14 protein-coding genes are annotated in these 22,532 nt (G+C 66.8%); 7 read left to right on the plus strand and 7 right to left on the minus strand.

From position 1 onward, the window contains the following. Positions 1–7 precede the first annotated feature (7 nt). The 4 genes from ABZ806_RS01400 to ABZ806_RS01415 all read left to right on the plus strand — a co-directional run bounded on the left by ABZ806_RS01400 (position 8) and on the right by ABZ806_RS01415 (position 2,998). Complete coding sequence (locus ABZ806_RS01400; RefSeq protein WP_500214535.1) at positions 8–394, plus strand: hypothetical protein; 387 nt, start codon at positions 8–10, stop codon at positions 392–394. Positions 395–850: 456 nt separating this feature from the next. After that, positions 851–1,732 (plus strand): helix-turn-helix domain-containing protein, encoded by an 882-nt coding sequence (locus ABZ806_RS01405; protein WP_500214537.1) that lies wholly within the window; start codon positions 851–853, stop codon positions 1,730–1,732. Continuing rightward, positions 1,729–1,923, plus strand: coding sequence for a DUF397 domain-containing protein (locus ABZ806_RS01410; protein ID WP_500214539.1), 195 nt, complete (start codon positions 1,729–1,731; stop codon positions 1,921–1,923). The genes ABZ806_RS01405 and ABZ806_RS01410 overlap by 4 nt, the downstream gene beginning before the upstream one ends. Before the next feature lie 403 nt (positions 1,924–2,326). Beyond that, complete coding sequence (locus ABZ806_RS01415) at positions 2,327–2,998, plus strand: Scr1 family TA system antitoxin-like transcriptional regulator (RefSeq protein WP_500214540.1); 672 nt, start codon at positions 2,327–2,329, stop codon at positions 2,996–2,998. A gap of 12 nt (positions 2,999–3,010) precedes the next feature. Here the strand turns inward: ABZ806_RS01415 and ABZ806_RS01420 are convergent, their stop codons facing one another. From ABZ806_RS01420 to ABZ806_RS01445, 6 genes are all read right to left on the minus strand, one after another. Next, positions 3,011–4,591, minus strand: coding sequence for a serine/threonine-protein kinase (locus tag ABZ806_RS01420; RefSeq protein WP_500214542.1), 1,581 nt, complete (start codon positions 4,589–4,591; stop codon positions 3,011–3,013). 65 nt (positions 4,592–4,656) lie between these two features. After that, positions 4,657–7,773: a type I restriction endonuclease subunit R gene (locus tag ABZ806_RS01425; RefSeq protein WP_500214544.1), complete on the minus strand. Its 3,117-nt coding sequence runs from the start codon at positions 7,771–7,773 to the stop codon at positions 4,657–4,659. 15 nt (positions 7,774–7,788) lie between these two features. After that, a complete protein-coding gene (locus ABZ806_RS01430) occupies positions 7,789–9,918 on the minus strand; it encodes an AIPR family protein (protein ID WP_500214546.1) in 2,130 nt (709 codons plus the stop codon). Beyond that, positions 9,911–11,182, minus strand: a complete 1,272-nt coding sequence (locus tag ABZ806_RS01435; RefSeq protein ID WP_500214548.1) for a restriction endonuclease subunit S — start codon at positions 11,180–11,182, stop codon at positions 9,911–9,913. The genes ABZ806_RS01430 and ABZ806_RS01435 overlap by 8 nt, the downstream gene beginning before the upstream one ends. Continuing rightward, positions 11,179–13,197 carry a type I restriction-modification system subunit M gene (locus tag ABZ806_RS01440; RefSeq protein WP_500214550.1) on the minus strand — a complete coding sequence of 673 codons (2,019 nt, stop codon included), beginning with the start codon at positions 13,195–13,197 and terminating at the stop codon, positions 11,179–11,181. Before ABZ806_RS01440 ends, ABZ806_RS01435 begins: the two co-directional genes overlap by 4 nt. Before the next feature lie 66 nt (positions 13,198–13,263). Continuing rightward, on the minus strand, positions 13,264–15,261 hold the full coding sequence (locus ABZ806_RS01445; protein WP_500214552.1) for an N-6 DNA methylase: 1,998 nt from the start codon (positions 15,259–15,261) through the stop codon (positions 13,264–13,266). Positions 15,262–15,526: 265 nt separating this feature from the next. Between ABZ806_RS01445 and ABZ806_RS01450 the strand changes: the two genes are divergently transcribed. The 3 genes from ABZ806_RS01450 to ABZ806_RS01460 all read left to right on the plus strand — a co-directional run bounded on the left by ABZ806_RS01450 (position 15,527) and on the right by ABZ806_RS01460 (position 20,990). Further along, positions 15,527–17,188: a TIGR04141 family sporadically distributed protein gene (locus ABZ806_RS01450; RefSeq protein WP_500214553.1), complete on the plus strand. Its 1,662-nt coding sequence runs from the start codon at positions 15,527–15,529 to the stop codon at positions 17,186–17,188. Between the two features lie 212 nt (positions 17,189–17,400). Next, the gene (locus tag ABZ806_RS01455) at positions 17,401–18,702 is read left to right on the plus strand and encodes an NAD(P)/FAD-dependent oxidoreductase (protein WP_500214555.1); all 1,302 of its coding nucleotides are present in this window, start codon (positions 17,401–17,403) and stop codon (positions 18,700–18,702) included. 218 nt (positions 18,703–18,920) lie between these two features. Then, positions 18,921–20,990, plus strand: coding sequence for a UvrD-helicase domain-containing protein (locus tag ABZ806_RS01460; protein WP_500214776.1), 2,070 nt, complete (start codon positions 18,921–18,923; stop codon positions 20,988–20,990). Here ABZ806_RS01460 and ABZ806_RS01465 read toward each other — a convergent pair. Next, complete coding sequence (locus tag ABZ806_RS01465; protein ID WP_500214556.1) at positions 20,968–22,479, minus strand: serine/threonine-protein kinase; 1,512 nt, start codon at positions 22,477–22,479, stop codon at positions 20,968–20,970. The two genes, ABZ806_RS01460 and ABZ806_RS01465, sit on opposite strands and share 23 nt — an antisense overlap. Between the last annotated feature and the right edge of the window lie 53 nt (positions 22,480–22,532).

A 22,532-nucleotide genomic window follows, 5' to 3' on the forward strand; every position in this document is an offset into this window, starting at 1 on the left:
CTTGCGTTTGCGGTCGTTCTTGCTGGAGGGGCCGCAGGCCTGGCTGCCCCTGCAAGACGAGATGCAGAAGGACGACGAGACGGCGGCCGGGTACAACTTGCTGCTGTTCGGGGCATTCGAGGTGGCGGTGCGGCGGAGATTTGCACCGACCTACACCGTTGGCCAGATCGTTCGCTTCGTCGCTGACCTGCGGATGAGGCTCGGCGAGGACGCGGACGTGATCAACCCGATCGTCGCCGAGGACACACTGAACGCTCAGGTCTGCATCCTGTTGTACCTCGTCGGCGAGGCGGACTTCGATCGGGCGAGGCTGGAGCAGTTCATCGACGAGGCCACCGCCTACACCGAGCAGTGGCTTGCTGCACGACAAAGCGAGCAGGCCGCGCAGCGATAGACGACCGCTGCACAGAGCGCCTCCACTCACCCAGAGGTCGATCGGTCTCCGCACTCGGTCAGCTAGTCGATCCTGTGCCCTCGCGTCAAAGTGGCACCTGCCCTCGGCACCGCACCGGGGGGACGCGGGCCGCCGACCGATGGCGAGGACGGCCGAGGGGGCGTCCGGCCGGGCAACTGTCTGCTACTGACGGACGCATCGCCACGCACCACCCTCGATTCAAATCCGACACTTGCGGATAAGTGGGATTTGCAATCCGGACCTTCCGGGGCGAAGAGAGTGCGCGAAGGTCGCACGTTCGGAATTTGCGTGTGCCGATGTCCGGGCGCGTGTTCCTTTTCGGCGCTCGGATCGAGTGTTTGTCCGAGCGTGACCGTACGATTACTCGATAGTGGCCGATCGCACAGTCAATGATCGGCACGGGTCGTGTTCGACGCGATATCGGGAGGACGGTCGATGCCGAGCCCCTACGTCCGCCGCCGGCAACTGGCGGCCGAGATACGCAAACTACGCGAGAGCCGCGGCCTCACCACCGACGGCCTCGCCAGTCTCATGTTCTACAACCGCGCCAAGATCTCCCGCCTGGAGAATGCACAGGTCCGTCCGGACGTCGGCGAGATCATGAACATGCTCGAAACCCTCGAAATCTCCGGCAGCCAGTACGACAGGCTCCTCAAGCTCGCCCGAGAGGCCGCGCAGAAGGGCTGGTGGGACAAGTACGGCGTCTCCATGGGGCCGCGACAGAAGCTCGCGGCCGATCTGGAGTACAACTCGGCCACCGTCCGCAGCTACGACCAGACGGCGATGCCCGGCGCCCTTCAGTGCCGCCCGTTCATCGACACTCTTGTCAGCCTCGACGAGAGCCAGAAGACGCTCGACTACGAGCCCGACCGGATGGCCGAAGCCCGCGAGCGTCGGCAGCGCGAACTGCTCAGGCCAGACGGACCGGCCTACGAGATCATCCTCGACGAAACGGTGATTCACCGGCTGGCGGTACCGGTGGAGGCGATGGCCGCCCAGCTCTGGCACATGATCCAGACGGTCTCGACCGAGGAGCGGATCACCGTTCGCGTGCTCATGCACAACGCCCGCATCCCTGGAGGCTTCCTCCCGAAGGCGCCGTTCTACCTCTACACGTTCGCCGACCCGGGCGACCAGCCGATCGCCATCGTCGACACCGTCACCACCGACCTCGTTCTTACCAAGCGCGGCGAAGTGGCACGGTATACCGGGATATACGACCGCCTCCGGGAGGCTGCTCTGTCCACGGAGGACAGCATCGCCTTCCTGACGGAGGTGGCCGACCGGCTCACCGACCAGACAGGATCGGGAACATGACCAAGCAGTTCCACGACTGGCGTAAGTCTCGCCACAGCGAACCCAACGGCCACTGCATCGAGGTGGGCCGGGCAACCGACGGGACGATCGGCGTCCGCGACACCAAGCTTCACGGCAACGGTCCGACCCTGGAACTCACCAGGGAGGAATGGCGGATCCTCCTCCAGGAGATCCGCGCCCACGATCGCTGATCCCCCAAACCAAGCAAGCATCGCGGCCTTGAGGCGAGCCCGCTCGCCTCAAGGCCGATGGCGTCTTTGGCCTCCACACTCACCTGTCAGGGCCCTTCTCCTTCGGGCGGATCGAGGGCGAGATGCCGTGAGGCGCGGAATCTGTGGTCCCGCGACGCGCCTTCGCAAACCCGGCATCTACTGGCATCCGGGCTCTCGAATTCTGACTTCTCTGGACGGATCGGACGCGCAAAGTCCGCACGTGCGGGTTTTGCACGTGGCGATATCGCGGAGAGCAGCCCGTTTCGGCGCGCGAGTCGAGTGTTTGTCCGAGCGTGACCGTACGATTACTCGATAGTAGCCGATCGCACACGGTTAGCGATCGCTGCGGATCGTGTCCAACGCGATATCGGGAGGACGGTCGATGCCGAGCCCCTACGTCCGCCGCCGGCGACTGGCGGCCGAGATACGCAAACTCCGTGAGAGCCGGGGCCTTACGACCGATGGCCTGGCCCGCCTCATGTTCTACAACCGCGCGAAGATCTCCCGGCTGGAGAACGCACAGGTCCGCCCGGACCTGGCCGAGATCATGAACATGCTCAACGCCCTCGAAATTACCGGCAGCCAGTACGACAAGTTCCTCAAGCTCGCCCACGAGGCCGCACAGAAGGGCTGGTGGGACAAGTACGGCGTCTCCATGGGGCCGCGCCAGAAGCTCTATGCCGACCTGGAGTACAACGCCGACACCGTCCGCGAGTACAACCAGACGCTGATGCCTGCCGTCCTCCAGGCTCCCGAGTTCATCTCGGCGCTCGTGGAACTGGACGAGTGCCAAGGGAAACTCGACTACATCCCGGAGCGCATGGCCGACGCCCGCATGCGGCGCCAACGCGAACTGCTTCGCGCAGACGGCCCGTCCTACGAAACCATCCTCGATGAGTCCTTGATTCACCGGCTGGCCGGCCCGACTCAGGCGATGATCGCTCAGCTTCACCACATGATCAGGGTGGTCTCGGAAGAGGAGCGGATCAGCATCCGCGTCCTACTGCACGACACTCGCGTCCCGGGCGGCTTCCTCCCCATGTCGTCGTTCTAGGCATCCTGTGGGTCAGTTCCCCGAGTCTTCTCGGGTCTGGTCGAGGCGATCGATCAGGCGCCGCACTCGTTCGGTCGCGGGATGATGTTCCCCCTTGAACTGGCCGAGGTCGACCAGCAAGCCCCGGAGCATAGGCCAGACCGTATCGTAGCGCCTGTTCACCATCAGCAGACGACCGATCTCCTCGCGCAGGCCGAAGGCTTCGTCGGACGTGTGTCCATACGTGGACTCATAATCCGGTAGCAGGGCGCGAAGCCTCTCTACGGCCTCGTGGTTGCGCCCAAGTCCGGCCAGCGCACCGGCTTCCTTGTGGCGGCAGTCGAGCACCAGGTCGTGAAGTGGACCGGCGAGGTCGGCGAGACGGGCCGCGAGGTCGGCGAACTCCTCCGAAGCATGCTGGAAGTCCCGGTTGAAGAGCATGACGTCCGCCATGTCCTTCCGGAGCGCCAAGACGAGATTGTCGTCCGCCCCGAGCGCCTCGGAGGCAGCCCCGACCGTCGAGCGGAGCAGTTCGACGGCCTGGGTGTAGAGGCCGTCGCCCGCCAGTTCTTCGGCCTGTGCTCGCGCGGCGGCCACGTCCTCCCGGCTGAACCGGACCGTCCGAGGCGGACGTGGCGGGGTGAGCGACATGGTGACCGGTGGGCCGACGAGGGCGGTTTCGGCAATCCGGCCGGCGACGGCCGCGTACATCCGGGCCGGGTCGGGCGAAGGCGCGGGGACGGTGGCGCCGGGCAGCGGCGGCAGGTCCGCGACGAATGGTATGAGACGCTCGTAAACTTCCGCTGCCGCCTGTGGCCGCTCCTCGGGGACCTTCTTGAGGAGTGCCGAGATCAGAGACTGGATCTCCTCGGGGACGGCAACGCCGAACTCGTCCAGCGTGGGTGGCTCGTTGTTCATGTGCATGGCCGCCGTGCCCATGGGGGTGGGAGCCTGGAAGACCTTCTCTCCACACAGCAGCTCGTGGAGGATGCAGCCCACGGCATAGAGGTCGGTGTGCGGGCTGATCGCGCCCGTCGTGATGTACTCCGGCGCCATGTACGCGGGAGTGCCGGGGTAGAAGCCCGCTTCCGTGATCTTGGTCTCCTCCATGGCCGGGTCGAGGAGGGCGACGATCCCGAAGTCCAGCACCTTCAGTGTCCCGTCCGGACGCAGCATGAGGTTCTCGGGCTTCAGGTCACGATGGATCAGGGACTCGGCGTGCGCAACAGTCAGGACCGCGCAGAGCTGCGCGCCGATGGCCGCGGCCCAGGGCAGCGGCAGTCTTCCATCCTGCTCATGGAGCAGGTCCATAACCGTGAGCCCCTTGACGTGCTCCATGACCAGGAACACCTGATCGTCACCGTAGGGGCCGAAGTCGTGAATGGTCGGTACACCCGGGTGATCGATCCGTGCCGTCGCGCGGGCCTCGCGGCGAAGCCGCTTACGCGCCAGAGCGCTGGCTTCCGGATCGGCAAAGACCGCATCGCGCAGAAACTTGATGGCGATATGCCGGTCAAGATGCTGGTCGAAGCCCTGCCAGACCTCCCCCATCCCGCCGTGGCCGATCTTGAAGACAAGCTCGTACCGTCCGGCGACGACGTCCCCGGCATCCACGCGCGCACCACCCCTCTCGCCGATGGTGCCAGTCTTCCCCGTACGCCCCGCCCTTCGCGGGCAATTCAGTCAAGACCCCCAGATTCCCGGATGATCCGGTAGACCTGGCTGCGGCCGAGTTCGTTGATCCGGCTCCGGAACAGCGAATCGTCAAAGTAGCGCTGCATCAGCGTGGAATTGTCCTCGTGCTGGCGGATGACGGCCTTCTGCAGGTGGTCGCCGAACGCCTCGCCGAAGTTGGCCTCGTCGTTCACCATCGCCTTGAGCTGGAGCGACTCGTCCTCGGCGGCGGCCTTGAACTGCTGCTCGATCCAGATCTGATCGGTCTCGGACAAGCCGAGCCCGTACTTGTCGTTGAAGGCGGCGATGAGCTGCGCCAGCGAGGCGATCTCCTGCTCGACCGGGCTGCTGCCACCGTCGGACGGACCGGGGAGGCTCACCTCGCCCTCGTCACTGAGGCTGATGTCGTGATCACCGGTCTTGTCGATGCGCAGATGCGTCAGGTCGATCTGGCCGATGTCGACGGACGGGTCTTCGGGCTTCGGCAGCCGGTTCAGGAGGAACCGGCCGAAGATGTAAAGGCGTTCGAGGTCTTCGTCGTGGTAAGGCACGACCTGGGCCATGAACCCGTACAGCCGCACGTAGTCGTTGAGCGCGCCGCGGAACTCCTCGGCGGTCTCGGAGTCGTTCTCCCGCAGTTCCTCGAACCGCTGCCGGGCGGGATCGGTGAAACGGTAGAGCGCGGCATGCGCCTTCACCCACTCCTCGTGAGTCGCCGCGGCCCGCTCCCCCGCGAGATACGCCTCCGCCAAAGCCTGCATCTCCGATGTCACGAGCAGGCCGTAATGCATGACCTCCCCCTCCTTGGTGTAGAGGAGGTTGGGGTCTATCTGGTCGGTGGTGGTCGATTCGAAGTACGGCTGGAAGGCCGCCTGGATTTCTTCGGCCTCGTTGGCGAAGTCGAGGACGTAGACGTCCCCCTGGCTCTTGAGCGGATGGGTGCGGTTGAGGCGCGAGAGCGTCTGGACGGCCGCGACGCCGGCGAGCTTCTTGTCCACGTACATCGTGGTGAGGAGAGGCTGATCGAAGCCGGTCTGGTACTTGTCTGCGACGACAAGGATCCGGAATTCCTGCTTGCCTTCGGAATGCCTGTCGTCGGCCTTGCAGTAGGCGAACCGGTCGGGCAGCTCGTTCGGGCCGAAGCCGTTCATGCGTGCCTCGGTGTACTCGATCTCGTTGCCGTCCGCATCCTGCTGGGTCAGCGAACCGGAGAAGGCGATGAGCGTCCCGCAGTTCGGGTAGCCGTTCGTCTGGACATAGTCGCGGATCGCCTGGCCGAGGCGGAGCGCATGCTCCCGCGACCGGGTCACCACCATCGCCTTCGCACGCTTGCCGAGACGGCCGGCCGTGTGGCTGCGGAAGTGCTCCACGATGATTTCCGCGCGGTGGCTCATGCTGGTCGGGTGCAGTTCGGCGAACCGGGCGAGCTTCGCGTTCGCCTTCGTGCGCTCGACCTCCCGGTCATGCGGATTGGCGTTGGCCAGCCTCCAGTAGGTCTTGTACGTGACGTAGTTCTTGAGGACGTCGAGGATGAAGCCCTCTTCGATCGCCTGCTTCATTGAATAGATGTGGAACGGGCGCGGTTTGCCGTCCTGGCCGGGCGTTCCGAACAGGTGCAGGGTCTTCGGCTTGGGCGTGGCCGTGAAGGCGAAGAACGACAGCGTCTCGTGCTTGCCCCGGGCGAGGGCCGAGGCCGTGAGGAGGTTGCCGTCCTCGTCTATGTCGTCGGTGCCGAGCTTCAGCAGGACGCGCTTCAGGGCCGCCGCCGACTCCCCTGACTGAGACGAGTGCGCCTCGTCCGCGATGACCGCGAAACGCTTGCCCTTCAGCCCATCGACCTGCTGAAGAACGTACGGGAACTTCTGCAGCGTCGTGATGACGATCTTCACGGTCTCGCCCTGCAGCGCGTCGGCGAGTTGGGCGGAGTGAAGGTCGATCCGCTTCACCACGCCGGGCGTGTGCTCGAACTGGGTGACGGTCTCCTGGAGTTGCCGGTCCAGGACGACCCGGTCGGTAATGATGATGACCTTGTCGAACACCGGCTTGTTGGGGCCGAGGCCCTTCTTCACCGCCCCCGGGTCGAGTTCCGCCGCGTCGGCCGGCGTGTGGAGGTTGGACAGCCGGTGCGCCAACCACGCGATGGTGTTCGACTTTCCCGACCCGGCCGAATGCTGGACGAGGTAGTTGTGTCCAGCGCCGTGCTGCGCCGCATGACCGGCGGCCTTGAGAACGGTGTCCCACTGGTGGTAGCGCGGAAAGATGAGCGGCAGCCGGTGCGCCTTCCCGGGGGACGGCTTGCGTCCCCTGCCTTTGTTGACCTCCTCGTCTTCCAGGTGGAGGAACCGCTTGATGAGGTCGAGCCAGGTGTCGCGCTGCCAGATGCGCTCCCACAGATAGGACGTGCGGTAGGCCGTACCGGCGGCCGGGTCGGGATTGCCAGCGCCGCCGGGATCGCCCGCGCCCTCCGATCCCATGTTGAACGGCAGGAAGCGCGTCTTTGCGCCCGCGAGCCTGGTGGTGATGAAGACCAGGTCTTGGTCCACGGCGAAGTGGACGAGGGTCCGCTTCGCAAAGATCAGTTCTCGCGGGTCACGGTCCTTGCGGTACTGCTCCTTCGCGTCCTCGACCGTCGTCCCCGTCGCCTGGTTCTTCAGCTCGGCTGTCGCCACTGGAACACCGTTGACGAAGAGGGCGAGATCAAGCTCATCGGTCGTCTTGACCGAGTACCGAATCTGGCGGACGACGCTCAGGATGTTCTTGCCGTAAGGCACGAGCGCATCCGCCGCGATGGTGTGGGCGGGGCGGAAGTAGGCGAACTTGAACGAGATCGCGCGGTCTTTCAACCCGTGCCGCAGCACCTCAAGGGCACCCCGTTCATCGATGTGCTTGGCCACGACCTCGGCGAGCCGGCGCGCCGCCGCTGCCTCGTCATCGGCGTGCAGCTGCTTGAGTCGTCCCCACTCTTTCGGCTGCGTGCTCTTAACGAACTCGATCAGCTCCACCGGGTTCAAGCCGAGATCGCGGTCGTACTCCCGCGCATCCCCCTGCCGCCAGCCGCCCGGCTCGACGAGGGACGAAACGATCGCGGCCTCGAACACCTGCTCGTGATGCACCGGGCTCATGCCCTCATCCCCCAGCTAAAGCTCATCCAGGTCCCGCTCGCGCAGGACCTCCTCGGCCAGTTCCACAAGGGTTCCCTGCCCCGGAACCTCCCACCGCTTCGTCCCTTGGACGGCGACGGGGGCGGCGTTCCACTCCGCGAGCCGCCACATGTGCTGGACGAGGCCGGTCGGCGAATAGCGCCGGTTGTCAGCGGCCCACAGCAGCGCTTTCCCGCGCTGGCCCGTCCACGTGGCTTTGGTGCGCCGGGCGTCCTCGGCCAACCAGTCCGCCAGTGCCTCGTCCTCCGTCGGCCCCGCCCCCACGAACAGGAGTTCGGCGCCTTCCGGGATTCGGCCGGCATCGACCAGGACGGCCACCGTGTTCGGCCTGCGGGGCTTCGTGTTCTCCTCACGCCGGTACTCGTCCGGTACCTGCGGCGGCGGGGCGCCCTCTTCGAGGTCCGTCAGGATGCGGCGGACGAGCAGACGGCACCGGTCCTCGTTCAGGAAGGTGCTCCTGATGAACGAGGTCGGCCCGAACTCGATGTCGACGTAGGAGGTGAGCCGGTCAAGAATGTCCGCGACCATCCCCGGGACACCCTCTCGGAAGGACTCCCACTCTTCCGAGGTGTCGTCGAGGTGATCCAGTCCTGCCCGCTGGAACACGATGTGGGCGAGAAGCAGGTCACCATGTTCGGCGATCGCAGCGGCCCGGTTGCGGCGTTCCTTCTCCTCGCGGTCCAGTGCCTCCCGCACGTCCCGCAGCAGCCGGACGGACCGCCAGATCTGCGCCGAATCGGGCGCCCGACGGAAGATCCGCGTGTAAACGCCTTGGCCTTCCTTCTCCCACAGGGCATCGATCCGCGCCTTCACCCGAACCGTGAGGCGGGCGTCATTGTGCGCGCAGACCAGCGCGAGCCCCGCCTCCTCCATGGTGCAGCCGGCGTCGGGCGCGGGTGGAGTCTCACCGCGCCGGAAGACATAGGTCTTCTCCAGTTTCACCTGGAACTCGCTGCGGATGGTCGCCTGCATCGGATCGAGAGCGGCGAAGTCTTGGGGCTCTACGCGGTTCTGCGTATTGGCCGCCTTGGTGATCTGCTCGCCGAAGCCGTCCGGGCTGTTCCTCGTCGCGATGACCTTGACGCTCACCTGCGCACCGGCCACGAGTGCCGGATTCTGCTCGAACACCGCACTGATCGTGGTGACCGTCTGCGCGCCGTTCACGACGCTCACGTTCGTCAGGTCAAGCGTGGTCGGCCCGTTCGGGTCACTGATGCTGAACGGGTGAGGGTCGGCCTTGTCGCAGGTGATGGTGATGCCGTTGTTGAAGTACCAGAACAGCTCTGGATGCTCCTGGAGCGTCGCCGATATCGCGCTGTTCGCGGGTGTCAGGCCGAGCGACTGCCTGATGTTCCGGTCGAACAGCCGGTCACGATGCTTCTCGTACCAGCCGGCCACCTCGCCCACCGAAACGATTCCCTGGAAAGCGTCGTACGGAGCGGTTTGCCGGAACCAGTTCGTCACCGGGACGGACAGGTCGATCCGCACGTTCAGATCTTCGAGAATTGCCGCCTTGGCGTCGAGTGCGCCCCGGACCCCGTAGTCGATCGGACGATCGGGCGAGTAGGGGTTGAACTCCTTCTTCGCGTCCTCGAAGCACTCGATCACGCTGGACGACAACTGGCCTTGCCCCATCACGGCGGCAAGGAGCGTGATGTGTGCGTCCGGGTGGTCGAGCACGCGGTTGATCTGGTCGGCCAGATTGGTGTAACGCTCATTGAGCCGGTCGTACTGCCTCTGGTCGATGCGCTTGAAACCGTTGACCATCTGAAGCGCGTCGTTCATCTTCAGCGCCGCGCGGCCTTGGTCGCTCCACTTCGACTGGATCAGCCAGAGCCTCGGTGCCCCGTCGAGGATGGCCACCGCGTCGATCCCATAGTCATCGAAGCCGTCGACCACGAACCCGGCGGCGGTCTCGTTGTCGCATCCCGTTAACTGCCGGGCGATCAGCGCGGCAAGCCCCCGCGACAGAAGCTTCTGCTCCCGCTGGTAAGGGTCCTTGCTCGGCATGTCGTCCACCGAGATCAGCCCGCCGAAGTCCCGCTTGATCGCCGCCGCGACCAGCCCCACTTCACGCGGAACCCGCCCGCCCCGCTCCTCAGCCATACTGCCCCGCTCCCGCCGTAGACACGTCGAACTGCCCCGTAACGGCCGCCGTAATCAACGTCCGCCGCCGCTCCTCCAGCAGGTTCAACTGCACCGAGATTCTCGCAAGAATTCGACGATATTCACTCAGTGATTCACTAGCACACCCCGAAAGACGATGCTGGTGAGCGGCGGATGGAACGGGTATCGGCGTGCGTTTTAGATCCCAGATATTGATGCCTTTCACGGTCGCACCCGTCACTCGCGATTGAATCTCGGCTGCCACGAAAGGCGTCTCGAGAACGAACTGAAGCCAACTGGGATCCACATGGGGCGAAGGCGCAATGCGGGCAGCGTCCTGTGTCAGATTTGCCCCAGTCAACTGCGCCGGGACCAGCGCAACCTCACCCACACTGCCACGAATGGCGATAATAAGGTCACCGCCCGCGAGGCGGGATCTTGCGTAACGAGACTCAATTTCGCGAGTCGTGCGACTGAGCTTGTCCAACGAAAGCCGACCAGCAGCAACATCCCCCCCTTTGACAATGGGTACTCCATTTTCCACATGAGGACCCGGGAGGACGATCCCATACATAATTGGACGAGTTTGATCAGTGAGTGAAGCCAGCGGCTTAATTTCGTGATCGACTCCGTCCACAAACTGGGACTCCAGAAAAGCCCTCTGACGCTCGTAGAGCAACCCCATGACACGCGACTGCATACTGTGCATTTTGTCAATGCGAAGCGTCTCGGCGTCGAGGTAGTCGGCGATGCGACGCTGCTCGTCCATGGGTGGAAGCGCCACGGGAACCGCGCCGTAGCGTTCGGCGTTGAGTTCGATCTGATTTGTGGAACCCGCAACGCAGGTAGCCATCATGAAGTCGAGGGCGTGACTGCTCCTGAGGTAGAAGTAAAGAAACCGTGGATGCACGGTCCCGCCGATGGCACGCGCGATGGTGAGATGGCCGTCGGCGATGCACGGCCGCTCATCCGGGGCGTCCACGAAGAATCCAACTCGGCCGAGCGTTCCCGTGCCAGTGGAGTTGACCAGCGTGTCTTCCGGTTCGAGAAAGCCTTTCAGGAGACGCGGGTTCCCCGTGTAACCATGGAATCGAGTTTTCTTCCAGTCCCAGCCCTGCCATTGGTTCGCGGCTTGGCTGAGCACCCGGACAGGCCCGTCATCCACATAGTCGGGGGCCGTTCCTCGCCGCAGCACCGAGGTCACGTGCTTCAGCGGCCACCATGACCATCCGTCGGGCAGCGCTGCGCCCTCAAAGCCGGTCACTGGGTCACCTGGCCGAGGAGGGTTTGGATTTCGGATTCCAGGGCCTTGAGTTCGGCGTCTATTTCATCGAGGGGGCGAGGCGGCTTGTAGACGTAGAAGTGGCGGGTGAAGGGGATCTCGAAGCCGATCTTGGTCTTGGAGTGGTCCACCCAGGCGTCGGGGACGTGCGGGAGGACCTCCCTCTCCATGTACTCGTCGATCTCGGCGCGGAGTTGCGAGTCCGGGGCGTGCATGGTGGTGAGTGGGACGTTCTCGTTGTCGCGGAGGTCCGAGTCGGGCAGGGGGTTGTTCTTGCGGTCGACCTGGAGTTCGCCTTCGGGGTCGCTAACGGCGACGGCGCCCCATACCGCCTTCTCGACGTTCGCCGGTGGTTTCAGGCCGGCGGACGAGTAGGCCGCCGCGAGTTGCATCGCGAACTCGGCTTTGTGGTCCGTGGTCGTGCCGATGAGGGGCTTGAGAGCGGCGAGCAGGGCGTCCCCGGCCGGGTACTTGGTGACCTGCTTCGTCTCGGCCAGAGCGGCGAGGGTGTCCTCGGTGAGCTCGAAGCGCTGGCGGAGCGGCCGCTCTACGGTGATGCGCTGGTAGCCGAAGGCGTGCCGGGGGAAGACCTTCACCTTGCTGTGATGGGGGTGGTTCTCGTCGGCGGCGAGCGTGAGGGCGTCGCGGTAGATCTCGGTGAGTTCCTTGATCTGGGCGTCGTTGACGAGCTTGCGCTTGTCACCCAGGGACTTGCGCATCTTCTTCCAGTAGTCGCGGCCGTCCAAGAGGATCACCTTGTCCCGGAGGGCGGGAGCCTTGCGGTTGGACAGGATCCAGAAGTACGTCGAGATGCCGGTGTTGTAGAAGAGCTGGTCCGGCAGGGCGATGATGGCTTCGAGCCAGTCCTGTTCGAGGATCCAGCGGCGGATCTCGGACTCACCCGAGCCAGCGGCGCCGGTGAAAAGCGGGGAGCCGTTGAAGACGATGGCGATGCGGCTTCCGCCCTGCTCCACCGGCTTCATCTTCGAGATCATGTGTTGGAGGAACAGCAGCGACCCGTCATTGATGCGGGGTGTTCCGGCTCCGAAGCGGCCTCGCCAGCCCTCGGTGTCCCGCTCGTCCTCTACGGCCTTCTGGACTTTCTTCCACTCCACGCCGAACGGCGGGTTGGCGAGCATGTAGTCGAATCCGCGGATACCGCGCCGGTCCTCATGCTGGTCCTTGGAGAACGAGTTCCCGTACTTGATGTCGCCGGGGTCCTGGCCCTTCAGCATCATGTCCGCGCGGCAGATCCCGTACGCCTCGGGGTTGAGTTCCTGCCCGTAGACCTTCACTGTGGCGTGCGCGTTGTACCGGCGGATGTGGTCCTCGGCCTCAAAGAGCATGCCGCCGGTGCCGCAGGCGGGGTCGAAGACCGTCCGGACGACGCCGGGGACGGTGAGGTCCTCGTCGTCCGGGATCAGCAGGAGATTCACCATCAGCCGGATCACTTCGCGCGGGGTGAAGTGCTCACCGGCGGTGTCGTTGGCGTTCTCCGAGAACTTCCTGATCAGCTCTTCGAAGACGTAGCCCATCTGGTGGTTGTCGACCGTGTCGGGGTGCAGGTCGATCTCGGTGAACCTGCCGGTCACCAGGTAGAGGAGCCCCGCCTCGTCCAGCCGGGTGATCTGGTCGTCGAAGCGGAAGTGCTCCAGGACCTCGGCGGTGCCAGGCGAGAACCCGGCGATGTAGGAGCGGAGGTTGGCGGCGACGTTGTCGGAGTCGGCGAGCAGGCCCGGGAAGTCCAGTTCGCTGATGTTGTAGAAGCTGTGCCCGGCGACTTCCTGGAGGATCGGCTCGATGTTCTTGACCTTGCCCTGCAGGAGCCGCGCCTTCGTCACGACGTCCTTCTTGGTGTCGGCGAGCACGCAGTCGAGCCGCCGGAGGACGGTGAACGGGAGCACCACCCTGCCGTACTCCGATCTCCGATAGTCGCCGCGAAGAAGGTCCGCGACGGACCAGATGAAGTCGGCCAACTCCTGATGCCTGTCGCCCACCGTGTTCCTCTCGTTCCTGGGAATCTCAACGTATGACGTACGGCGCGCCCGCGTGGATGACTTTGGTCAATGCTTGGGGCGCAGCGTTCCCCCGGCCAGTCCGGCGGTGAGGCTGCCCGCCAATTCATCCCCGAGGCGGGTCGTGCGTTTCAGCAGGTCTCTGAACTGTTCGACGCGGTGGAGCGCCTCGGCGTGCGCGCGCTGTTCGGTGAGCGGCAGCCGGGGCACCTCGATGGCGCGGACGTCGATCCGCATGATCCGTGAGCCGGAGCCGCGCAGGTAGCGCTCGATACCGGCGTCGCGGAGGAACCCGGCTAGGAACTTCGGGTCGAGCGCGTCCGGGTCGGGGCGCAGCAGATGCAGGTGGGAGCCGAGGACGGCGCCGTCCTCGGAGATCAGCGCGGTGGCGGGGCGGTTCCCCGCGGTGACGAGGACGACGTCGCCGACCTGGACCGTGACGGCCCGGTCCTCCGGGGTCTCGGCGTCCAGCCGTCCGGTCGCGGGCCGCGCCGCGGCGACGTCGGCGGCGGTCAGCACCGGCCGCGCGCCGGACGGGCCGGTGCTGCGCAACCCGCCGGGCGCCTGCATGACCGTCAGGGCGCCTGACCGGGCTAGTTCCCCGATGGTGATCATCGGAAGCGGGGACGGGTCACCGGCCGCCTCTTCCACATCGGGGAGGGTGACGGGGAGCCGTGTCAGAAGCTCAGAGAGGTCGCGGCGGACGCGGGCGAATCGTTCACCCGCGTCCACATCGACCTTGGTGAGGTACCGGGCGGGGGTGACGTCGGTCGTCCCGCCGAGTAGGTCGACGGTGGGGACGGTGACGCTGCGGTCGGGGAGGTCTCCGGTCCCGTCGGCGAACGCCCGCCAGGCCCGTGTGATGCGGGTGACGGCCGCGTCGATCGGCAGGCCGGTCGTGTCGGCCACGAGCACGTCGCCGGGCGGACGCCGCTCCGGCGCCGTTCGGGTCAGCACCCACAGATGCATGCCCAGCGGGGTCCCCGGGACCCCGGCGGCGGGCAGGGCCGCGACCATGCGGAGGGTGCCGGTGCGGAGCAACTCGGCGCGGATGCGATTGCCTGACTTGCGGGACGCCACGGCCGGGGACAGCAGGACGGCGACGTTCCCGCCCGGTCGCACGTGTGACAGTGCGTGCTGGAGCCAGGCGAGTTCCGGTTCGGCGCGCGGCGGAACGCCGTACGACCAGCGACGGTCGTAGATGAGGCCGGCATGTCCCCAGTCAGGCTGGTTGAACGGCGGGTTGCAGACGACCGTGTCCGCCTCGGTGCCGGTGAAGGCGTCGTCACGGAGCGAGTCCCCGACGCGGATCTCGCTCTGTGCGCCGGCGAGGACCAGCCGGATCCCGGTCAGGCGCGCCAGATCCGGGTCGAGTTCCTGTCCGAGCACGGCGGTAGCGCCGCAGGCGGCCGCGGCAGTGAGGAGGCTTCCACTGCCGCAGGCAGGGTCCAGCACCGTGCGGCCTTTCGCTCCGGCGAGTCCGACCATGAGCTCGGCCACCGGACCCGGTGTGGTGAACACGCGCCTCGCGTGCGTTTCCAGCAACCGGGAGTAGAGGAGTTCGAAGGTCCGTGCGGCCCCGTGTTCGCCGGCGTACTCGGCGACGGCGGGCACCAGCGCGGCGCGGGCCGGCTCGTCCGCTCCCGGGGAGAGCCATGCCCCCGGCACCCCGGGGGCGACCGCCCCGAACTGGCCGGCCTTGCGGAGCCCCCTCCGTTCCCGCGGCGTGAGGCGTTCCCCACTGGCCTCCCGGGCAGACCACAGCAGGGAAAGGCCCAGATCCCCCACGACAACGGGGAGCTCGATCTCCTCGGCCGCGGCCCTGACGCGCTGCCAGAGCCGGTCGCTCGCCGGTACTTCGGCAAGCTTGCCCTGGTCGCGGAGCCAGCCTTCGACCTCGGCGAGGGAGAACGTGGGACTGGTAGCCGTCCCGCCTGCGGGTTCGGGAAAGTCCGGGTGGCGGCGCCGCCAGTTGCTGACCGCGGCCCTGCCGACTCCCGCGATGCGGGCTATCTCGGCGGCCGTGACGGTGGCCTCAGAAGCCACGTCCACCTCCTCTATCCCCACAGCTCAGCGCGTTGGCAAGTGCTGTTGACATGAACCTACCCAGGGGTAGGCGTGCACGTCAATACAAACTGGCTTGACGTTGACTATGTTTACAACGCATCCTGGTGCCAGTTCGTTCTGATGTGAACGATGGCGTGTTCGACAGCGCGGCGTGATCACCGCTGCCACCGTCCGCATCCCTGCTGCGGGCTTCCATTCGTTTCATGCGGCGCACGGTCGCCGCCCCGGCTTCCTGGAGTCCTCCATGAACCGCACCTCCGCTCGTCCCCCGACCAGGCTCGTCACCCTCTACCGGCTCACCGGAGTCCGGCCTGACATCGATGGGATGGTCGACGCTCTCGACGCCGACGGCCTCAGCGCCCGTGACCTCGACCTGCATCTCCCGTCCACGCTCGGGGTGCCGTCGGTCGCCGTGACCGGCCGGTTCGAGCGGGCCGCACCCGAATGGCGCGAGCATTTCGCCATCACCACCGGGCTCGATATCGGTGGGGCGGAAAGCCACGGCGCCTGCCTTCTGCTGCTCGCCGTGGACGAGCATGTCTACGCCATCGGGTACGGGGCCGGTTTCCGCCTCGTCCCCGAATCCAGGAAGGATCCCCGCTTCGGCCTGCGCGTCGCGATCCGCGTGCTGGACGCCGGGCAGGTCCGAGACCTCGTCCGCCGCTCCCCTGCCCTCTACGGCCGGACGGACGCCACCATCGTCCCCGGCGGCATGCCGATCTGGGCGTTCGGCGTCGAGGAGCACACCGATGTCGTCGGCCGGGCCGGCGGCGCGACCACGCGGCTCGCCCTCACCTGTATGCGCGGCGGGGACGGGGCGATCGCCATCGACGGGGCGGCCGGCCTGCGGGTGAAGCTCGGTGTGCGCCCCGCGGACCTCGTCGCCGATCTCCGTGAGATCGCCCGCGCGCTCAGTGCGGACGCGCGGCCCGGCCTGGAGTTCATCGACGCCTTCCAGCCCGTCGACGACGAGATCACGACGATGCTGCTCGACGACGAACTCGACCTGCTGCTCGGGTGCGACGAGGACGCGGTGCGTGGACGGCTGCATCCGGTCGTGCCGACGGCCAAGCTCCGCGAGTTCGAAGACGCCCGTGCCTTCACCACCAGGTTCGCCGGGTCCAAATGGAACAGTGACCGGCCCGACCTGGCGTATGTGCTGCGGCGCGCTCGGAGCCAGCGGCAGGGCACGCGCCTGACCCGCGTGCGCGACGCACGGATCGAGATGTACTCCGACCCGGGCCGGACCGAGTCCCTTGGCAACTTCAGTGCGCTGAAGTGGCTGGAGGCGACGGTCGCCCTGGATGATCGCAGCTTCTTCCTCATGGACGGACGCTGGTACGAGATCGGCACCCAGTACCTGGAGGCCAAGCGGCGGGAGATCGAGGACCTGATCATGCCCGATCCCGGCTTCTACCTCCCAGCCTGGGAGGAGGGGTGGGACGAGAAGCGCTACAACGAGCACGTCGCCGACGTCCTGCCCGGCGCCCTGTGTCTAGACCGCAAAGGCGTGCGCACGCGCCTGCATCGCGGCAACGGCGTCGAGGCGTGTGACGTCCTCACCCGTGATCTCGTCCTAGTGCATGTGAAGCGGGCCGACGGCTCGGCCCCGCTCAGCCACCTGTTCGGGCAGGGCCTCGTGTCCATGGAGACGCTTCACACGCCCGAGGGCGAGGCGCGTTTCGCGGAACTGGTGGAGGAGATCGGCGGGGGCCGCCTGGAACTGCCGCGTCCGTTCCGTCCCCGGAAGGTGGTCTTCGCGATCCTGCTGAAGGGTGGGGAGGAACTGAGCGCGTCCACGCTGTTCCCGTTCTCTCAGGTGACCCTGGCGAACGTGGCGAGGACCATCCGTTCGCGGTACGGCGTCCCGGTCGAGGTCGTCGGCATCTCGGTCCACGATTCGTGAATTGCGGGCCGGGCGGGGGGTGGGCAGGTGTTCCTGGGGGGCGTCGGAGCGGAGGTGGATCGGCTCGTGCTGCGAGAACTGCTCACAGTGCGGAGCCAGACGACATCCCGTGGCACCACTATTTGACACCGAATCCCGCTTCTTGCAGGGGGGTTCGTCGTTTTTGCGGGCAGTGCAGGGGTACTCATTCGAACCGACCGAGAGGGGGAGGGATGAGGCGTCCGAGGATCGTGATTGTCGGGGCCGGGTTCGCTGGGTTTCATGCTGCGCGTACGTTGTCGCGGCTGGCCAAGGGGCGGGCGGAGCTGGTCGTGATCAATCCGACCGACTACTTCCTGTACGTGCCGCTGCTGCCTGAAGTGGGCGCGGGCCTGCTGGATCCGCGCCGGGTGGCGGTGTCGCTGACCGCCGCGCTTCCCGATGCGCGGCTCGTGCTCGGTGAGGCGGACGCCATCGATCCGGACGCACGGACGGTGAGTTACGTCGATGCGGAAAGCGGGCGCGGGGAGGTCGGATATGACCGGCTCATCCTTGCGGCCGGCAGCGTCAACAAGCTCCTGCCCATCCCGGGCGTGGCGGAGCATGCGCATGGGTTCCGGGGCATTCCGGAAACGTTGTATCTGCGGGACCACATCATCCGGCAGATGGAACTCGCCGGTGCCGCTGACGATCCGGACGAACGGGCGGCGCGGTGCACCTTCGTGGTGGTCGGTGCCGGTTATACCGGGGTGGAGGTGGCCGCGCAGGGGGCGCTGCTCACGCGGGCGCTCAAGCGGCGGCTCCCCCGGTTGCGGGATGAGGCGCGCTGGCTGCTGCTGGATCTGGCCCCGCGGGTGCTGCCCGAGCTGGACGAGCGGCTGTCCCGCACGGCCGACCGGGTGCTGCGGGGGCGCAGGGTCGAGGTGCTCACCGGGACGTCGGTCGAGGATGCCGAGTCGGACGGGGTTCGGCTGACCGGCGGACGGCACGTGCCGACCAGGTCGCTCATCTGGTGCGTGGGGGTCCGGCCCGATCCGCTCGTGGAGTCGCTCGGTCTGGAGACGACGAAGGGGCGGCTCGTTGTCGACGAGTACCTCAACGTGCCGGGCCGTCAAGAGATCTTCGCGTGCGGGGACGCCGCGGCGGTGCCGGATCCGAACCGGCCCGGCGAGGTGACGCCGATGACCGCGCAGCACGCCGTCCGGCAGGGTAAGCGGGCCGCCCGCAACGTCGCCGCGTCCTACGGCACCGGTGCGCTGGCCCCCTACCGGCACCGGGAGCTGGGGTTCGTGGTCGACCTCGGCGGGGCCCAGGCTGCCGCCAATCCGCTGCAGGTGCCGATGTCGGGGCTGCCGGCGAAGGCGGTCACGCGCGGGTACCACCTGCTGTCGCTCCCGGGCAATCGTGTGCGGACGGCCGCCGACTGGGCGTTGAACGCGCTGCTGTCCCGTCAGATGGTGCAGTTGGGTCTGGTGCGGTCTCCGCTGGTGCCGCTGGAGACGTCCGCGCCGGAGCTTCCGAAGATCCCGCACTGATCTGTCTCGCTTTCGCCACGGCGGGCGCGGCCGGTTCAGTACTGGGCTAGCGCAAATATGCGACGTCGCCGCGGGCTCATCGTCGGTCGTCCAAGATTCCGGGGTTGTCCGGAGGCGGACGACGGGTTGTACGGGGTTCAATCATCTGTGGGGGCCGGGTGCTCCTAGGATGTTCGGACCCTGACGGGGCGTCAGGGCTGGTGAAAGGACGGTGCGGGGTGGCTCAGCTTGCTATTGCGGATTCGTTCATGCCGCAGTACGCCAAGTTGGAGCCGAAGGTGCGGAAGGGTGTGGAGGCGGCGATCGCGAAGTTCGCCGAGCACACGCACGCGGGGCTGCACCTGGAGAAGCTCAACAACGCCAAGGATCCGCGGATCCGGACGATCCGGATCGACCAGTTCTGGCGCGGGGTGGTGCTGGCGCCCGAGACGGGGGACGTCTACTGCCTGCTGGCGGTGAAGGCGCATGACGAGGCGATCGCGTGGGCGCGGAGCAGGAAGTTCTCGGTCAACCGGGCGATCGGCGTGTTCGAGGTGCGGGACCAGGTCGCCCTCGAGGAGATGTCGCCCGCGCTGGAGAAGGTCGCGGAGGGGACGAACTACCGGCTGCTGGGCCATGTCTTCGACAAGGATCTGGTGCGGCTCGGAATTGATGCGGAGTTGATTCCGCTCGTCAAGCTGCTGACGGACGAGTCGCATCTGCAGGCGATGGAGAAACTGCTTCCCGACCCGCAGTACATCGCGCTGCTGGCACTCGCGCAGGGCATGAACGTCCAGCAGGCGTGGGAAGAGGTCGCGAAGTGCCTGCCGGCTGAGGAGAAGCCGGCCGCCGTCGACCCGGATGACCTGGTGACGGCGATGCGTCGGACGCCAGGGCAGGTCGTCTTCATCAATGGGCCGGAAGAGCTGCGGGATATTCTCGCCCACCCGTTCGACACCTGGCGCATTTTCCTGCATCCGACGCAGCGCCGGGTCGCGCTCCGGCCGTCGTACAGCGGTCCCGTCCAGGTCACGGGCGGGGCCGGGACGGGGAAGACCGTCACCGCGCTGCACCGTGCGAAATTCCTCGCCGGTAAGGGCGGACGTGTTCTGCTGACGACGTTCACGCGGAACTTGGCGGAGGCGCTGCAAAAGCAGATCGACCTGCTCGTGGACGATCCGGAAGTGCGCGAACGGATCCATGTGCAGCACGTGGATTCGCTGTCGTACTCGATCGTCGGACGCCATCACCGGCCCGGTATCGCCGGAGCGGAGGTGAAGGACCCGCTGTGGGAGGAGGCGGCGGAGGGGACGCCGTTCTCACCGACGTTCCTGGAGCGGGAATGGGAGCAGATCGTCCTGGCGCAGAGGCTGGAGAGCGAGGAGGAATACCTCGCCTGCACGCGGGCCGGGCGCGGGGTGCCGCTGGGGAAGGCGCAGCGGGCGGTCGTGTGGCGCGCCATCGGGCATGTGGTGGACGGGCTGGCGAAAGAGGGGAAGTCGACGTTCCACCAGCTGGCCAATGAGGCGGCCGAACGGGTGGACGGCCCCGAATACGACCATGTGATCATCGATGAGGCGCAGGACATCCATACGGCGCAGTGGCGGCTGCTGCGGCGGCTCGTCGCGGTGGGGCCGGACGATCTGTTCGTCGTCGGTGATCCGCACCAGCGGATTTACGACAGCCACGTCTCACTGACCAGTCTCGGCATCAATGTGCGGGGTCGCAGTACGAAGTTGAAGATCAACTATCGGACCACGCAGGAGATCCTGGCATGGTCGGTGCCGTTGCTGGGGCTCGCGCCGGCGCAGGGGCTCGATGACTCGGCGGACACGCTCGACGGGTACCGGTCGCCGATGCACGGGCGGCGGCCCGTGGTGAAGGCGTATCCGGATTCGGACGCGGAAATGGACGGGCTGGTCGCCCAGGTCCAGGGCTGGCTCGATGACGGAGTGGAGCTCAGTGCGATCGGGGTCGCGCACCGGTACGGGTGGATGGCGAAGAAGGCCGCCAAACGGCTGAAGGAAGCGGGCATCACGGCGTATCAGGTGCCCAGCAAGTCGCCGGGCGTCCAGGTCGGGACCATGCACAAGATGAAGGGCCTGGAGTTCAGGTGCATCGCCGTTATCGGGGCCGATGAGAATTCGCTTCCGGCGGCGAAGGCCATCACGCCGGAGGACGAGGACCCGAAGGCGCACGCGCAGGACGTCCAGAAGGAGCGGTGCCTGCTGTTCGTGGCCGCTACGCGGGCGCGGGACCACCTGTACGTGTCGTATGCGGGGTCGCCTAGCCCGTTCCTGCCTGGGTGAGGTCGTAGAGAAGGGTGCGCAGGCCGTCCGCCTGCGGGTGGCCGTCGCCGTAGCGGCTCGTCAGGTCGGCCAGGAGTTCGGTGAGTTCCCTGCGGGCCTCGTCCGTCCGGCCCGCGGCCAGTTTGAGGCGGGCCATGCGTTCGCGGACGCGCAGCGTGAACGCGTCGTAGGGGCTGCCGGGTGAGAGGTCGTCCAGGAGTTCTTGCAGGTGGGTGAGGGCCGAGCCGGTGGCGCCGAGGTGGGCTTGGCTGACCGCCTCCTGCTCGCGGCAGTTCAGGACGTGCGGGTCGTCGGGTCCGTAGAACTCCGACAGGGTGACGGCGGCGGCGCGGTAGGCGTGGACGGCTCGGCGGTAGTCGCCGCCCTGGAACAGGACGTCGGCCAGGTCCAGGCGCAGGCCCAGGTATTCGGGGTCGTCGTCGCCCAGGGCCAGCCGGGCGGGTTCGGTCAGGTCGGAGAGCAGTTCGGCCGCCTGGGTGAAGCGTCCCGCGCCGGCCAGTTCGGCTGCCTCCGCGCGCGCTTGGACGACCTCGTCGAACGTGGGCAGTTCCACCGGTTCTTCTGGGCGGGCTACCGGAACCGTGCCCGTTATCCGGATCCGGCTGACGGCGGCGGCGTACAGGTGCTGCGGGGCGATCGCGTCGACGATCCCTGGGAGCGGGTGCAGTGACGAGACGAATTGCAGGAGGCGGTGGTACACCTCGTCGGCGTTCACCGGACGGTCGCCCGGTTGCTTCGCGAGGAGTTGAAGGGCGAGTGCGTCGAGCGCCGGAGGAACATCGGGGTTGAGCACGCTCGGTGGGGTCGGAGCCTCGTCCTCATGGCGGCGCAGCACCTCGTAGGGCGTCGTCCCGAGAAAGACCTGGCGGCCGGTGAGCATCTCGTAGAGGACGCAGCCGAGCGAGTACAGGTCGCTCTGCGGGCTCGGGCTTCCGTACACCTGCTCCATGGCCGTGTAGCCCGGCGTGTAGGGCGCCCCCAGGCCGGTGGTGGTCCGCCGTACGTCGCCCGGCCCGAGACCCACCGCGGCACCGAAATCGAGGACTTTCACCGAGCCGTCCAGGCACAGCATCAGGTTGCTGGGCTTGAGGTCCCTATGCACCAGCGGGCGTTGGTGCGCGACGTTCAGTACAGCGCACACCTGGGCGGCTATGAGCGAGGCCCACGGGATGGACAGTCTCTCCTCGGCGTCCAGGACGTGGGCCACCGTCGTGCCTTCGACGTACTGCATGACCAGGTAGAAGCATCCGTCGTGGCTGCCGAAGTCGTAGACGGTCGGGACGCCGGGGTGCTCGAACCAGGCCGTGCTCCGCGCCTCCTGCTCGAACCGCCCGACGAGCGCCTCGTCCGCGACGCGGGTGAACTTGACGGCCAGGCGCCGGTCGAGGAAGCGGTCGTAGGCGCGCCACACCTCGCCCATCCCGCCGCGCCCGATCGCCTGATCGAGTTCGTACCGCTCGCGCTCTCCGAGGAGATCGCCCCGCCGCACCGCCCACCTCCACTGCCCCGTGCAGGCAGCAGCGTACCGGCGGCGGACATCGG

The sequence above is a fragment of the Spirillospora sp. NPDC047418 genome (assembly GCF_040643275.1).
Lineage (GTDB): Bacteria > Actinomycetota > Actinomycetes > Streptosporangiales > Streptosporangiaceae > Spirillospora.

Excerpts from the sequence above, each read along its gene's own strand:
- ABZ806_RS01455 (WP_500214555.1), top strand. The coding sequence starts at position 17,401 with ATGAGGCGTCCGAGGATCGTGATTGTCGGGGCCGGGTTCGCTGGGTTT.
- ABZ806_RS01405 (WP_500214537.1), top strand. The coding sequence starts at position 851 with ATGCCGAGCCCCTACGTCCGCCGCCGGCAACTGGCGGCCGAGATACGC.
- ABZ806_RS01425 (WP_500214544.1), bottom strand. The coding sequence starts at position 7,773 with ATGAGCCCGGTGCATCACGAGCAGGTGTTCGAGGCCGCGATCGTTTCG.
- ABZ806_RS01415 (WP_500214540.1), top strand. The coding sequence starts at position 2,327 with ATGCCGAGCCCCTACGTCCGCCGCCGGCGACTGGCGGCCGAGATACGC.
- ABZ806_RS01410 (WP_500214539.1), top strand. The coding sequence starts at position 1,729 with ATGACCAAGCAGTTCCACGACTGGCGTAAGTCTCGCCACAGCGAACCC.
- ABZ806_RS01430 (WP_500214546.1), bottom strand. The coding sequence starts at position 9,918 with ATGGCTGAGGAGCGGGGCGGGCGGGTTCCGCGTGAAGTGGGGCTGGTC.
- ABZ806_RS01450 (WP_500214553.1), top strand. The coding sequence starts at position 15,527 with ATGAACCGCACCTCCGCTCGTCCCCCGACCAGGCTCGTCACCCTCTAC.